At 37.3% G+C, this 15853-nt stretch carries 11 protein-coding genes, 1 pseudogene and 1 riboswitch; of the genes and pseudogenes, 6 read left to right on the top strand and 6 right to left on the bottom strand.

What is annotated here, in order from left to right; all coding sequences use genetic code 11:
* The first annotated feature begins 298 nt into the window (after window positions 1-298).
* Window positions 299-2101 carry a glutamine--fructose-6-phosphate transaminase (isomerizing) gene (gene glmS / locus HPT25_RS08920; RefSeq protein ID WP_173062781.1) on the top strand — a complete coding sequence of 601 codons (1803 nt, stop codon included), beginning with the start codon at window positions 299-301 and terminating at the stop codon, window positions 2099-2101.
* A gap of 294 nt (window positions 2102-2395) precedes the next feature.
* Here glmS and HPT25_RS08925 read toward each other — a convergent pair whose 3' ends face one another.
* From HPT25_RS08925 to HPT25_RS08940, 4 genes are all read right to left on the bottom strand, one after another.
* Entirely contained in the window at window positions 2396-4708 is a 2313-nt protein-coding gene (locus tag HPT25_RS08925) for a diguanylate cyclase domain-containing protein (protein ID WP_173062784.1), read from the bottom strand.
* A gap of 204 nt (window positions 4709-4912) precedes the next feature.
* Window positions 4913-5479, bottom strand: coding sequence for an ABC transporter permease (locus HPT25_RS08930; RefSeq protein ID WP_246277164.1), 567 nt, complete (start codon window positions 5477-5479; stop codon window positions 4913-4915).
* A 223-nt stretch (window positions 5480-5702) separates the two neighbouring features.
* A complete protein-coding gene (locus tag HPT25_RS08935; protein ID WP_173062787.1) occupies window positions 5703-6476 on the bottom strand; it encodes an ABC transporter permease in 774 nt (257 codons plus the stop codon).
* Complete coding sequence (locus HPT25_RS08940) at window positions 6466-7446, bottom strand: ABC transporter ATP-binding protein (RefSeq protein ID WP_173062790.1); 981 nt, start codon at window positions 7444-7446, stop codon at window positions 6466-6468. Before HPT25_RS08940 ends, HPT25_RS08935 begins: the two co-directional genes overlap by 11 nt.
* Window positions 7447-7909: 463 nt before the next feature.
* Between HPT25_RS08940 and HPT25_RS28305 the strand changes: the two genes are divergently transcribed.
* Window positions 7910-8134 (top strand): hypothetical protein, encoded by a 225-nt coding sequence (locus HPT25_RS28305; protein ID WP_217269668.1) that lies wholly within the window; start codon window positions 7910-7912, stop codon window positions 8132-8134.
* Between the two features lie 116 nt (window positions 8135-8250).
* On the opposite strand, the gene HPT25_RS08945 is transcribed toward HPT25_RS28305, so the two are convergent.
* Entirely contained in the window at window positions 8251-8619 is a 369-nt protein-coding gene (locus HPT25_RS08945) for a Na-translocating system protein MpsC family protein (protein ID WP_173062792.1), read from the bottom strand.
* Window positions 8620-8926: 307 nt separating this feature from the next.
* Window positions 8927-9070: riboswitch (cyclic di-AMP (ydaO/yuaA leader) on the top strand.
* 542 nt (window positions 9071-9612) lie between these two features.
* Between HPT25_RS08945 and kimA the strand changes: the two are divergent.
* Window positions 9613-11445 (top strand): annotated as a pseudogene (gene kimA / locus HPT25_RS08950) (potassium transporter KimA).
* A gap of 352 nt (window positions 11446-11797) precedes the next feature.
* The gene (locus tag HPT25_RS28310; RefSeq protein WP_217269669.1) at window positions 11798-11941 is read left to right on the top strand and encodes a hypothetical protein; all 144 of its coding nucleotides are present in this window, start codon (window positions 11798-11800) and stop codon (window positions 11939-11941) included.
* A gap of 84 nt (window positions 11942-12025) precedes the next feature.
* Here the strand turns inward: HPT25_RS28310 and bcaP are convergent, their stop codons facing one another.
* The gene (gene bcaP / locus HPT25_RS08955; protein ID WP_173062794.1) at window positions 12026-13444 is read right to left on the bottom strand and encodes a branched-chain amino acid transporter BcaP; all 1419 of its coding nucleotides are present in this window, start codon (window positions 13442-13444) and stop codon (window positions 12026-12028) included.
* 503 nt (window positions 13445-13947) lie between these two features.
* Between bcaP and HPT25_RS08960 the strand changes: the two genes are divergently transcribed.
* Window positions 13948-14322 (top strand): 3D domain-containing protein, encoded by a 375-nt coding sequence (locus tag HPT25_RS08960; protein WP_173062796.1) that lies wholly within the window; start codon window positions 13948-13950, stop codon window positions 14320-14322.
* 247 nt (window positions 14323-14569) lie between these two features.
* Window positions 14570-15754, top strand: a complete 1185-nt coding sequence (locus HPT25_RS08965; RefSeq protein ID WP_173062798.1) for a sensor domain-containing diguanylate cyclase — start codon at window positions 14570-14572, stop codon at window positions 15752-15754.
* The last annotated feature ends 99 nt before the right edge of the window (window positions 15755-15853 follow it).

Raw genomic sequence — 15853 nt, forward strand, 5'->3', positions numbered from 1 at the left:
GAAAGGAGGAACATGAGGATTACAAATCAGTTTAAAAAGCGCCTGAACTAACCGAGAGGATTTGGTTAGTTGACGAGGAGGAGGTTTATCGAAGATTTCGGCGGATACCTCCCGGCTGCAGCGCACAACCGAAATTTCTTCTTTAAAACACAGTGGCAACTCTGTGCACAAAGAGAAGAAAATGCGCATACTAACATTAATGTGGATCAAGGTATAGACAGATACCTAAAACAGAGATAAGGGGGCAGGAATGCCTCCAAGCAAACCTGCCCCCTGTTATCAGGGAGGAATAAAAATTATGTGCGGAATTGTTGGATATATTGGAAATCAAGATTCGAAAGAAATTTTATTAAAAGGGTTAGAAAAGCTTGAATATAGAGGATATGACTCTGCTGGGATTGCATTGATTAATGCAGATGGGGTTCATGTTTTTAAAGAGAAGGGGAGAATTGCCGATTTACGCAGCATCGTGGATGAATCAATCTTTGCAACAGTTGGTATTGGACATACTCGCTGGGCGACACATGGTGTTCCAAGCAAAGTAAATTCCCACCCGCATCAGAGTACATCAAGCCGTTTTACTCTTGTGCATAATGGAGTAATTGAGAACTATGATCTTTTAAAACGTGACTATTTAACAGATGTTACTTTCAAGAGTGAAACCGACACGGAAGTTATTGTTCAACTTATAGAGAAATTTGTAAACGAAGGCTTAGATGTATTAGCGGCTTTCCGTAAAACATTGGCACTTTTACATGGTTCCTATGCTTTAGCTCTATTAGATGCTGAAGAAAATGAAACAATTTATGTAGCGAAGAATAAAAGCCCGCTATTAGTAGGATTAGGCAACGGCTTCAATGTGGTAGCTAGTGATGCAATGGCCATGCTTCAAGTTACAGATCAATTTGTCGAGTTAATGGACAAAGAAATTGTGATTGTATCTCGAAACAAAGTTGTCATCCAAAACTTAAATGGCGAGATAATCAACCGTGCGCCATATAAAGCACTGCTAGATGCCAGTGATATTGAAAAAGGAACGTATCCGCATTATATGTTAAAAGAGATTGACGAACAGCCTCTAGTAATGCGTAAAATTATTCAAGAGTATCAAAATGAGCGTGGTGAATTGATCATTAACAGTGATATTCTTAAGGCAATGAACGCTTCTGACCGAATTTATATTATTGCAGCAGGTACATCCTATCATGCAGGTCTTGTTGGAAAGCAGTTCATTGAAAAAATGGCAAAAATCCCTGTTGAAGTTCACATCTCCAGTGAGTTCGGATATAACATGCCACTCCTTTCAGAAAAGCCGTTGTTTATCTTTATTTCTCAAAGTGGGGAAACGGCCGACAGCCGTGCGGTTCTCGTGCAGGTGAAAGAAATGGGTTACCCTGCATTAACAGTTACGAATGTTCCTGGCTCAACGCTTTCACGTGAAGCGGACTTTACCCTTCTATTACATGCAGGGCCTGAAATTGCAGTTGCCTCTACTAAGGCTTATACAGCACAGCTTGCCGTTCTTGCCATTTTGGCGGAGGTAACAGCAAAAAGCCGCGGCTTAGAGATTGGTTTCGACCTTGTCCATGAGTTGGGCTTGGCAGCCAATGCAATGGAAGTACTTTGTGATTCGAAAGAATTGATTGAGCAAATTTCCAGAGAATTTTTAGCAGTAACACGTAATTGCTTCTTTATCGGCCGCGGAATTGATTTCTATGTTGGCCTCGAAGGAGCACTCAAGCTGAAGGAAATTTCTTATATTCAAGCAGAAGGCTTTGCTGGCGGAGAATTGAAGCATGGTACCATTGCTTTAATTGAAGAAGGTACCCCTGTTATTGCGCTAGCAACCCAAGAAAGCGTCAATTTAAGCATTCGCGGCAACGTGAAAGAAGTAGTAGCACGCGGTGCAAATCCTTGCATTATTTCAATGAAGGGCCTTAACATGGACGAAGACAGCTTTGTCATTCCGGAAGTCCATGATTTATTAACACCACTTATCTCTGTCATACCGTTACAATTAATTGCTTACTATGCAGCTCTTCACCGCGATTGCGATGTTGACAAACCGCGTAATCTCGCTAAATCAGTGACGGTTGAGTAATAGGCTAGCAATAAAAAATTGTTTTGATTTTCTCGTTATCCTTCTTCTACCAATGAACAAGAGGGGTTTGGAAGGAAAATACGAATAAATTTAAGAATCGGGAACGCGTACAATTGGTACGCTATTCCCGATTTTTTTATTAATGGCGCTGTTTAACCTGGCTGTTGATTTCCACTCCAATCAACAGTGTGAGTATTTCAATAATGATCTTTAATATAGCCTTATTAATTAAACGTTTGATTAAATTTAGAAAAAGACCATTAATTCGAGATTGAATCTTTCTTTGTGGGGATTTTATAGTATGCTTTTGGGATAAACGGCTACCCTGTTTCTGCCTAGATGTTTGGCTTCATATAGTGCCTTGTCAGCTTGTTCTATTAGGTCGTTGGGTGACGCTAAAGAGGAAGGAACAAACGTTGCAACTCCTATACTTGTTGAAACAAACTCATGCACTTTGGACGATATATGAGGAATATGCAAATTTGCAACACATTCCTTTAAGCGAGCTGCAATTTTAAGAGCAGATTTTAAATTTGTATCGGGTAATAAAACCACAAATTCTTCTCCACCATATCTTGCTGCAAAATGATTGGGTTGTATTAAGTTTTTACTCAATTCTTTGGCGATTTGTGTCAAACATTCATCACCTTGGAGATGACCATATGTATCATTGAACGCCTTAAAATAATCAATATCACATAATAAAATGGAAAGTGGAGAAGAAAGAGTAGAGGCTATTTCCCATTCTCTTTTCAACCTATCATCAAAATAGCGTCTGTTTGGAATCCCTGTTAGTCCGTCAATATTTGAGAGACGTTCCAGTTTTTCGTTTGCTTCTTTAAGTTCGTATTCTATTCTTTTTCTTTCCGTGATATCTCTAAATGTAGCCATTATCGCAGGTTTTCCATTATATTGAATGATACTCATTGAGACCTCTGAATTTATCATATCCCCATTCATTCTTTTGAGCGGCACCTCAAAATTTTTGTGTGTCTCTTCACCATAATAAAGTTCTTTTATCAAAGATTGAACTTTACCATGGTCTTCAGCAGGTATAAACGCTAAACTTTTTAATCCAATTAACTCTGAAGGATTGTTTAATCCAATGAGTGATGCAGCTTTTTCATTGGCAAGAATAATTCGGCTTCCTTGATAAACACAAAGACCGTCAGGTGAAAGTTTGATCAATTTTTTGTATCTTTCTTCACTATCTCTTAATTCTTGTTCGGCTTTTTTTCTTTCAGAAATATTCCGTATAATACAACTAAAATAAAGAATACCACCCATATGCCATTTGTTTATGGATACCTCGAGGGGAACAATTTCTCCATCTTTTCTAATCCCACGAATTTCAAGAGTTTTACCAATCATCCCTTTTTTAAAAAATCCCTCTGCCTCTCCTTGGGGTGCTTCCTTATTATGATAGGGAATGATCATCCCTAAATCTTTTCCAATTGCTTCAACTTTCGAGTATCCAAAAATATTTTCCGCCCCTTTATTCCAAGAAATAATCTGCCCGTGGCTATTGGTTAAAATAATCCCATCATTTGCTGATTGTGATATAGTCGCAAACTTGCTTTCTGAATAAATTAAAGACAATCCGAAACTCAGTACAGGAAGGATTTGATTAACAGCATTCATAATCATTTTTGTAAAGTGAAATGGAATGTTAGAGCCTAGATTTATAACAGCAATGCATTCAGATTTATAAATTACAGGGATATGAATGGAGGAACGAACTCCCTTGGCGTAAAATTTGCGTTCTAACTCTCCTGAAGGTTTATTTTGTTTCCAATTCGGATACATGATAGGAGCAGCTGAATTCATTTTTTCTAATACCTCTACCTCCCCTTTTTCAATTACATAATTTGAAAATTTATATTTATGATTTTCAAAAATACATAGTATTTTAAACTTCTTTCCATCAAATATTGCGATATTTCCATATTCACACTGAATTAAATATATAAGTCCTTCAAGTACTTTTAGATAAATTTGTTCAAACTTATGATCATTAAATTTGTTCAAAAGTGAAATAATTGTTTGATTTACTGCAATTTTTAATTCAATTACATTAGCAAGATATAGTGCAATTGCAGTTAATACACAACCGAACAAAATGACTAAAGAGTAATAAAGCAACAGGCTTAAGTGTGTTGAAAGTACCAGTAAGAATGTCGAATTTCCGATTATTAGTCCATAGCAAATCATTAAAGTCCACTTTGGGATCAAGCGATAAACTGTATTGGAAATAATTCCAAGTCCTAAACTAAGAACAAATATAGAGAATGCTCCCATAATTGAAGCATAATTTAATCCATTAACGAAAAACAATCTATAGATTCCTAAAAATAATCCTGTGACGATTGAAGCTGTTAAGCCTCCAAAGTAAGCAGAAGAAATGATAGCTAACTGTCTAAAATCCAAAATGCTGCTTCCTTCAACTATGATTCCAAAATAGATAAATATGATCCCAAAAATGCTATGTAATAACCCAATAAGGAATTTTTGGAGGAATTTAAGTTGATGTAGAGGCTTATTGAACAAATATATGGACGAGGAAACAAAAATAATAATTAAAGCTAAATTTTGAAAAAAATGAAACATAAATCCCCCTGTGAGCAAATAAGACCATCGTTATAAATCATAATGTCCCCAAAGTATGGAAAAATATTACTTACCATGTCATCCATCGCATTTACGCATGATTCCTGGTTTGGCTTCAAAAAACACCTAAATTGTTCATTATCTTTAATTAATATAGCTGGGCGCCAAGAAGCAAAATAAAAAACTTAGCAACGGCTAAGTTTTTTAACTGCTAGCACTAGTGTAATTCGAAAGTGCAAACTTCCAGAACCTGCGTGCCAGCAAAAGGAAAATGACTGCTATAATAATTGATGCAACAGTTGTCCGCCCATCCCATTTGCCAATTAAGGAGCTTGCTGGGGTAAACGTTAGAAATGCTGCCGGTAAAATATAAGTTAATGCCATACGCAGCCATCCTTTATACATGGTGATGGGGAACCTGGTTGTTTCAAAAAAGGAGTTGAATAAGAAGGACAAATCATCCATTCGAATTACCCAGAAGGCGGTGGTCATCAACAACATCCATAATGAATAAATGATCAAAAGGGCAGCAAAGATGCTAAAAATAAAGAAACCGACATCAAGCAAAGACGGTATGAAATGCTTTTGAAAAAGACCATAGATCAGTAATCCGAGTCCTAACAAGACATCAATCAAACGCCAGAAAACAAGATGCCTTAGACTGACGAAAAACATACTATCAACCGGTTTTGTCAGTACATAATCCAAAGTTCCCATCCGAATATGCAGTAGAAGTCTAGGCATATTGGGGCGAAGCGCGAAATCAATCAATCCCTGTAACGTATTATAAATACCTAGAAGAATCAGAACGTCGGCATATGCTCAGCCACCCAATTGATTTGTTTGGTAGAAAAAGATTTGTACCATCAACACCGAAACTAAAATACCAAATACACTTGAGAAGAGATTTCCTATAAACTCGCTTCGATATTCGAGTTCCTCAACCAGACAAGTACGAAAAAATTCTTTGAAAATACACCAATATCTCACCATGTTATCCACCCATCGCCTGATTTTTCTTTAGTCCAGCCTTCCATAACCAACCTATTGCCCCGATTAGAAGAACAGTCCAAATGAAAGAGCCCAAAAATCCAGCTTGGATAGTATGAATATCATCTGCCCCTGTCAAAATTTCTAAAGGGAATCCGATCATATATCGATACGGCAGGAAGGCACTGATTTGTTTAACAAAGGGCGGTAAAAGAGAAAATGGGGCAACTCTTCCGGAAATAAATAAAGAAACGGTTTCAAACATGGCAAAGATGGCGGTTACTTTTGTCATCCAGAAACACAAGATGCCAAACATATAACTAAAAGCAAACCGGATCATCGCTCCGAGTAATAACGAACTTAAAAATAGCCCCGATTGGCTTACGGATAAATGCAGCTGAAGGGCAGGAATAAATAAGGATAGAATGATCCAGCAAGGTAAAAGAACAATTAAAAACAATCCTTTATAAACAATATTTTCGGCAATTGCCCAATGGATCGGATGAAATGGCCGAACAATTTGATAGGAGAACGTGCCTTCCCGTATTTGACGATCCATTTCCCATAAGTCCCAAGCACTTGTAAGGCGCTCTACCATGATCAGAGACGTGAAATACAAAATAAATGAGTTTCCCTGATTGGGGTAAATATTCATCCATACCATCATCGTAATCAGAGGCTGAACCATCGTGCCAAACATCCATACCATCGTAGAGAGTTGGTAAGAAAACATTTCTACATATTTCATCCGCAAAATCGCGCGATACTTAATTAGCATGGGATTCCTCCTGGAAAGCAAGAGTAATCACTTCTTCCATCGGCGGATCTTGTATATTCAGGTCATTAATTTCAAAGTTAGTCAGCAGTTCGGAGGAAACGATCGGTACTCGGTCTCTTGCGACTCTAAGCGTTAATTTCCCATCTTCAAATGAAACCACTTCTCCGAATTTATCCCAGGGACCGTGTGAAGTGAAGGGAAGACGAACCTCTAACAATTTGTAAGGTGTTAATCTTTCCGTTAAAACTTGAAGCTCTCCGTCGTAAAGAAGTTTCCCGTGATTAATGATCAATACCCGATCACAAAGTGCAGTAACATCACCCATGTAATGTGAAGTTAAGAGGATGGTTGTTTTATGCTCGCGATTATATTTAGCAATGAATTGTCGTACCTTTTCTTGCGTGTTTACATCTAATCCAATTGTCGGTTCATCTAGAAAAAGGATCGATGGGCGATGTAATAACGAGGCGGCTAATTCACATTTCATTCGTTGGCCCAGACTTAGATTCCGGACCGGTCTTCCAAGTAAAGGGGCTAATTCCAGCAACTCAACCAGTTCATCTAAGGTTTGCCGAAACATTTTTTCGTTAATCTCATAGACGCTTTTATTTACCAGAAAAGTTTCCATCGGTGGGATGTCCCAAATCAATTGACTCTTTTGCCCCATAACCAAACTCATGATTTTTTTGAACTCATTCTTCTGTTCTTGTGGTTTGAAACCGCTCACATCAATTTTTCCTGAAGAAGGGTGAAGTAAACCGGCTAACATTTTAATCGTGGTCGTTTTTCCTGCACCATTTGGTCCTAAAAACCCCACAATTTCACCCGTATTAATAGTGAAGGACACATCCTTCACCGCATGAACAGTTTGGTATTCCCGTTTGAACAAACTGCGAAATGCTTCCGTCCAGCCTTCTTGCCGAACGTGAACACGAAATGACTTATTTAAATCTTGAACTTGAATCGACATATTTCCTCCAATGTGATCTTACTAGAATGAGATGTATTGCTCTAGAATTTGAGGCAAAGTTTATTTTAGGTGAACTACGCCTCTGTCTTCGCGCTAACGGGCTCGCAAGTCGGATAGTTTTTTTATTATTCCAATATTCAGCTTGCCTATAAAATAGGAGTATTGATAGCTAAATGAACGCATGTCTATAATATACAGAAGCTAAGACCCTTGCAATGATTAAATACATTGGAAGTAAGGAAAAACCTAGCCCACTAAAAATGAAGACATTAAAAGTGTACGATTTCAGCAATTTAGGTTTTACACAAGTTACTTTAGGTTTTGCCTGTATAACTAGTAACAATCCTGTACTGGTATTTATTCGTTATTGGTTCATCTGTTTATGATTATATTCAGTAGTGGGGCAATTACAATTGTTAAATGAACACTATTTGTTCATTCCTCAACAAATCCAGCTTAATTGTTGAGGAAGTATAGACAAAGCCAAGAAGCGATAAAAAAAGTTCTCATAGAATTAATGTCTGAAGAGAATTTGATGATACTGCCATACAAGATCTTTCTGACAGGGGCAAATGTCAGCAGGGGAACCATCTATCAAATTATTGTAACGTCTTACGCAGGAATTGTATGGAATGGTGGATTACAAATGAAATGCCTTATACGCCTGAAGGCATGGCAGAATAGGTAGGAATTTATAAGAATCTCTTCGAAAAATCTAAATTTGAAAAAAGGTATGAGCAACCTTAGATGGCTGCTCCTTATCTGTTTTGAATAATACACAATATATAATGAAATACATGTCATTTACTCATCTAATATTTTTTCTAAATCCCGGTCTACAATAAATACTTCAATTCTTTCCCCTATTTTTGTGCTAGTGTCACTATGGCTGCACAGGACTTTACATTGAGTAAGATTTTCAACAATTTTCTCATATTCCTGACTATACATTTCCCGAAGAACTTGTCTCATTTTTTTTACTAGTATTCTTCCTTTATCATGGGAAACAAGATGCTTTTCCTCAGTGGTCAACACTCCTTTGCAACGAATAATTACCATGTCTTGAATAATATAGGTTTTTGCTTCTTGCGGACCGCGTCCAAGTAATTCTCTTTGGTATTTTATAAATGATCCACTGATCTCTGCTTCAAGTTTCTTTTTAGAAAGAACCATTTTTTTATCCCCCGATTTGCATGAACTTATAAAAAACCAAAAGGAGCCTGTCACTAAAGGACATAACTATTCCTTGGTGACAGACTCCGCCTTATAAAACAATGTTCGATTTGATTCTACTATACGTTAGCTATTAATGAGGTGTCAATAAGGGAAATGTATATAAAAAAAGGAGCAACAATTTGAAAGGGAGAGAAAAGGTAGTGTTTTCCACGGAAAATATGAGATTAAAGCTCGATTTAACGCAAAATGGCCATTTACAAGAAGAGTATCAGCGCTTATACTTACGAAGTAATAACCATATCAATTAAAAACTCGGCTTAATCCTGAGGAAGCTCAGGAACGGAGGAACCAGTTTATTGGGGTTAATTCTGTTATTACCAGAAGGGATGAGATGCTCTTTCGCCATCCTACCCGTCAGCTAACTTCGTCGGCTAAAGCGAGGGAGGTCCAAAGACCGCCTTAATTCAGGGGGCTTTTTTGTTTGATAGCAAAAGAGCAGCCAGACATAGAAAAGTAGGTCTTTTTATTATGCCTATTTTAAGAAAGAGGAATATGGGAGACAGAACGCAAAGACAGTGATAAGGCTTGCTGGGCGTTAAGTAGACCAATGATTACTTTTTCTCCATTCTTGATTAATTCAGCGGAATACATGAATAGGGTATCTTTCTCTAAGGATATTTCTATTTGTAGTGCTGCTGTAATTAATACTTTGGAGAATGAGTAACCATTGGTCTATTTTTTATCCCCATTCTTGAATTTCATTTTCGGATATTCAAATTCATTATGGGAATAAATAAAACGATTGATAAAAACTAGGTGAAACCTAGGTATTTACATTTTTAAAGAAGTTGATTCGCAGAGTTTGATATGAGTTAAAGGTAAAAAGCCTGGGATGGCTTTTCAGCAGCAAATGATTTTTTCTCTAATCATTTTTATAAAATGTTAGGAAATTATAATCGAAAAACTAAAATTGGGAGTGGAGGGAAAATAATGACTTCTCAATCATTAAAGAGACTTGTTCTGGGGCGCCCATTAAAAACAAGTGAAGCAGAAGGGGAGAAAATGCCGATGTGAAAGGCATTACCGATCCTATCATCGGATGCTCTTTCTTCCGTGGCATATGGAACGGAAATGATTTTACTGGAGCTGGCAACGGTTGGCTCCTTTGCTTTTGCATTTTCTATTCCTATCGCTATTGCCATCATTTTATTAATTGCGATCTTAATCGTAAGTTATAGACAAGTAATCGATGCCTATCCGCAAGGCGGCGGAGCCTACATGGTTGCCAAAGAAAATTTAGGAATGATGTGGGGGCGTTTAGCTGGCGTTTCATTGCTCATTGACTATACTTTAACGGTAGCCGTTTCGATTTCTGCAGGGGTTATGGCGATTACTTCCGCCTATCATGCAGCCGTTCCCTATGTTGTTCCTATTACCTTGGTCTTTACCTGGTTCATGGTTTGGATGAATCTAAGAGGAACATCGGAATCTGGTAATGTATTTGCTTTTCCTACGTACTTGTTTATTTTCTGTATGATCGCCCTTGTGGGGAAAGGTCTTTTTGATTGGTTTACTGGTGCAGGTCATGCAACTCATCAAGTTTCTGTCCCGACAAGTTTACCATCGGGATTAACTTGGTTTGTGTTATTAAAAGCATTTTCATCAGGATGTTCTGCTGTTACAGGAATTGAAGCGATATCCAATGCCGTTCCCCATTTTAGGCAGCCTGCACAAAAGAATGCGAAACGAACGATGCTGACGCTTGGGACATTGCTAGCCATCATTTTCGGAGGCGTAACAGTTCTTTCAAGAGCTTATGATATTCATCCAGACCCTACAGGTACCAACTCAGTTTTATCGATGGTAGCAGAAGATGCTTTCGGTCGAGGGGGATTTTATTACATTATTCAGTTTGCTACAATGGCAATCTTAACTTTGGCTGCTAATACAAGCTTTAATGGTTTTCCAATTTTGGCTTCTATTATGGCCCAAGATAAAAATATGCCCCGAATGTTTAGTAACCGAGGAGACCGTCTAGCCTTTAATTATGGGATTGTCACACTGGGAATTTTGGCAAGTATTTTACTTATTGTTTTCCGTGGCAGAACCGATGCATTAATACCTTTGTATGCTATTGGGGTTTTCCTATCCTTCACAATGGCACAGTTTGGTTTAGTGCTGAAATGGCGGAGAGAAAAAACACAGGGATGGCAGCGCAAATCGATCATTAATGGAATAGGTGCCGTTGTTACACTTCTTGTTGTGATTATTTTTAGTATCGCCAAATTTGAAGAAGGTGCATGGATTGTAGTCGTCATTTCACCGCTACTATTATTTTTGATTACAAGAATAAGTAAGCATTACGATAGTGTAGCCAAGCAATTGAGGGTAGAATTAACGGAACCCATACCAGTTACCGAAACAGTCATTATTGTCCCTGTTGCAGGCATTCATAAAGTGGTGTTATCAACCATCGCATATGCAAAATCTCTAACCCCTAATGTAGTAGCTTTTTATGTGGCTTATTCATCGGAAGACGCAAAAAAGATGGAGGAAAGATGGGAAGAGTGGAATCCGGGAGTTCGGTTGGTTGTTGTTGTTTCGCGCTATCGCACATTAATAAAACCATTGATTGAATTTATCGGACGTGTCGAGAATCGCTACGGTGAGGATAAGAGGATAACGGTCCTGTTACCTGAATTTATCACTCATAAGTGGTGGCATCGTTTATTACACAATCAATCAGCATTTCGTATTCGTACGATTCTTCTGAACAGAAAAGATGTAGTAGTTTCGACAGTACCGTTTCATTTAAATGATTGATCATAGAGTAAGAACAAAAAGTCCAATGCATAGTCATTGGGCTTTTTTTGGCCGATAGGAAAGCATAACTTTCCTGTCAGGTATAAGTGAACTAAGGGATGCTTCGTGAGCATTAGCCTCACAGTTGAGAAGCTGTGCTTTTCGACGAACTACGCCTCTGACTTTGCCCTAGCGAGCTCGCCAGTCGGCGAGTTTTCTTTATTTCAATGATTAAAAAGAGAGCGAAGGGAACATAATAATATAAATTTTGGCTATGTTAAAAGCACATTTGTTGATTTTGTGATCTGTGGATTGGGGCAGAGATCAACAACCAAGTTTAACAGAGAGCAATATTTAAAAGGAGTGACGGTTAGTGGAAGAACAGGTTTGTCATATTTGTACAGATGGAAACAAAGATAAGGTAATTGAATCAAACTCAACAGTAGTGTTAATCTGTGATAATTGTTTAAAAAGTGAACAACTTTCTTCCTTATTGGATCAAGTATTTCTATCATAATTCTTAACAATAAAAAAACGCTCAAAGGAGAGCGTTTTTTTGTACTTAATTTGACAGGAAATGATGCATGTTTACTTAAAGAACTTAACTTATTTTTTTATCTTGTGTGTCACTAAATGGGGTATTCAGATAACTATGTTTCTTTGAATACGATATATACACGATGATTCCAACAGTAATCCAAATGAAAAAGCAAATCCATGTAATACTTGGCAAGCTTAATGATAAATAGATACATAAAAGTGCACTGATAATTGGAAGAACTGGGACAAATGGGACTCGAAATGCTGCTTTAAGATTTGGCTGTTTCTTACGTAATGCAATAACTGAGATTGAAATCAGCGTGAAAGCAGCCAATGTTCCCATGTTTACAAGATGAGCAAGTGTTGTTAAGTCAACAAATCCTGCAATTCCAGCTGCAATAAATCCGGTCATCCATGTGTTTTTAAAAGGTGTTTGAAATTTGGGATGTACCTTTGCAAAAACTTTTGGTAATAGACCGTCTCTGCTCATAGCGTAGGTTAACCGGATTTGTGAATATAATAATGCAAGCAGGACTGTGGTAATCCCAATAATCGCACCTACTGAAATAATACCGGCGATACTATTTTGACCTACAAATTTAAGGGCAAAGGAAACAGGGTCTCCTACATTCAACTTCGTATACGGCACCATACCTGTTAGAATTAATGAAACGACAACATACAAGAAAGTACAAATTGCTAATGAAGCTACAATACCAATTGGCATATTACGCTGCGGGTTCTTCACTTCTTCTGATGCATTGGCAATGACATCGAAGCCGATATAGGCAAAGAAAACAGTAGCGGCACTAGTCACTACACCATTGAAGCCAAATGGCATAAAAGGTGTCCAGTTAGCCGGTTTGACATATTTAATTCCAGCAAAAACAAATAATAATACAATTCCGATTTTCAGAAGAACAATAACGTTGTTAAAACGGGTACTTTCTTTAACGCCTTTACTTACAAGAGCTGTGATTAATAGAATAATAATGATAGCAGGTAAGTTGACAACTCCACCTTGGCCGCTGCCAGGTGCAGATGCAAGAATAGCGGGAACATGTAGATTAAAACCAGCAATTAACGATTGAAAATAGGAAGACCAGCCTGTTGCCACAGCTGCAAGGGCAATGACATACTCAAGCATTAAATCCCAGCCGATTAAAAAGCCGATCAGTTCGCCTAATGTAGCATACGTATACGTATAAACACTGCCGGAAACCGGTATAGAAGAAGAAAACTCAGCATAGCAAAAAGCGGCCAAAGCACATGCAATACCTGCAAGAATAAAGGAAAGAATAATAGCTGGTCCTGCGCTTTGCGCTGCAATTACACCTGTTACAACAAAAATCCCAGTCCCTACTATACAGCCGATCCCAAGCAGTATTAAATCCATCAAACCTAGTGCGCGTTTTAGCTCTTTATTTTGACTCTGAGCCATTAAATCGGCAATCGGTTTTTTTCTGAAAATGTTGTTCATAGATAAGCCTCCAAAAAAATGAATAACAATAAAATATTTATATAAAATCAATTTCACAAAAAGAAACTATAAAAAATAAGTATGTGCATATATTCACAAATAATTTACCAAAATCATTTATGAAACTGATTCATATAAGATTGTTTCTAAATTGTTAGAAGAGCAATAAATTCAATATACAATTTGTTAAAAATTTTCGAACAATTTAGGTCGTTTGAACTCCGAACTCATTATAGCATGTCTTAGAAAAATAAAAAAGAAAAAGTTCGCGAATTGAGTATAAAAATTTAAAATTTAAGTAATTAATTATGAAAACGGTTTTAAATAGTCTCATAATGCGCACGAGACAAATTAATTGAGGTTGGTGAAAGATAATCAGCCTTCATCTTTCACCATCATAATGGGCTGGTTTGTCATATTGTCACGAAATTAGCAAACTCTTGAAACATGATTGTAATAAACCTTTGGTATGATATCGATATCGCTTACAAAGGAGTTCTAAGATGAAAAAATCCCTGTTAACGATTGCGACTTCTATTATGCTAATGCTAGGAATAAGCAGCGGAGCATCCGCGGCGTCCAATACATATAAAGTAATTACGGTAAGTGCTTCTGCTTATACATTAAATTTTGCACATTGTAAAGGCATTACAGCGACCGGAATCAATCTAAAGAAAAATCCAAATCTAAAGGTCATCTCTGTTGACCCAAGAGTGATTAAACTGGGTACAAAGGTCTATGTACCAGGTTATGGATATGCAATTGCCGGAGATACTGGAGGAGCCATAAAAGGAAATAAAATTGACCTATTTATGTCCTCTGAAAAAGCTGCACGAAATTGGGGCAGAAAAACAATAAAAATTCAAATACTCAAATAATGAACACTAATTAGGAGAAGAGGATTCGGTGCCCATATCGGGGCAAGGGGATCCTCTTTTTTAATTAGTTCAGTATTTAAAAATAGGTGGGTGAAACAGAAAGAATTATCGGTATAATGATTACAATAGAGCTTTTCTCAGTACCTCTCATGAATACTTAAAAGAATACTTAGAAAATATATATATTGAGTATAACTGGAATTCATGGTGAATCATTATAACCGGATTTGAAGTAAGGTGGAGTGTGATGGAACATAGAAAGAATTCAGAATCGTTACCCATTATTTACGAATTATTAAATAAAATTATCACGGACCATACGCAAGTTTCCGATGAAATAAATAAAGATCTGAAAACGGATCATAAAAATAATCAGGAATCAGCACTATTGGATAAAATTTTTCAAAAAATAGATGATATTTACGAAAACGTAGAGCGGATCAGCTGGTTAAATAATCACTATCGAATCCTGCATAAATTTGCCCAAATTTGCAGCAAGTCCTTAAATGAGGAAGTTCTTCTAAAAAAGGCATATGAAATGGTATCACAGGTAATGCCCACAGATTCTTTCTATATAGCGACATATAATGAAGGGGATTCACATTTTAACATTGCTTTTATGGTCGATAATGGCGAGGTATATCCACCAGTAACAGTCAACCTCGGTAAAAATCATACGACCAAAGCGATCAAAACAAGGAAGATCATTCATCATAGGAAATCAATAAGAGAAAAGGACTATGCAGTTATTCTAGGGAATCAGGATTCTGGCTATACAAACTCTTGCCTGTTTGTTCCTGTCATCATTGATAATCAGGTGAAAAGTGTTATTTCAGCACAATGTTATGATGAATTTGCTTACAGGAAAGAGCATGAAGAATTACTTCAAATCATTGGGACACAGGTTTTTAGTTCGATTGAATCCGCAAGGTTGTATGAAAAGATTTACAAAATGTCATTGTATGATGAACTAACAGGATTAAAAAACTATCGAGCGTTTCACGAAGACCTTTTATCCTTAATGAACAAAGAGCAAACCAGCGTACATCTTGTCATGATTGATTCTGATCGCTTGAAAAAAGTGAATGACCATTATGGGCATGATATAGGGGATTTATATTTAAAAGTTTTGGCGGATGGGCTGAAAAGCATCTCTGATGAAACGATTCAAGGATACCGCTATGCGGGTGATGAATTTATGATTATCGTTAATTCGCAACGGGAAATTGAACCTTTGTATAAGCGGTTAACAGAATACTACACCCAGCATCCCATTCATGTTCAGTCAGATCAAATTGTGGTCTCCATAAGCGCGGGGGTGTCGGTTTTTCCGCAGAATGGAGTAAATGTTGACGCATTGAAGAAGGCTTCGGACACGGCCCTTTATATTGCCAAAAATCTAGGTGGGAATCAGCTGGTTTTTGCTGAATAAAAGCGAAGTTGGCTTCGGGAAAGATCGGTTCGCTGCTTTCCTTTTTTTTATAGAAAGGCTATAGAGAAAAACGGTTGGTCATTGAGAAAACATAGTTTC

It is taken from the genome of Neobacillus endophyticus (genome assembly GCF_013248975.1).
In the GTDB taxonomy this organism is placed as follows: domain Bacteria; phylum Bacillota; class Bacilli; order Bacillales; family Cytobacillaceae; genus Neobacillus; species Neobacillus endophyticus.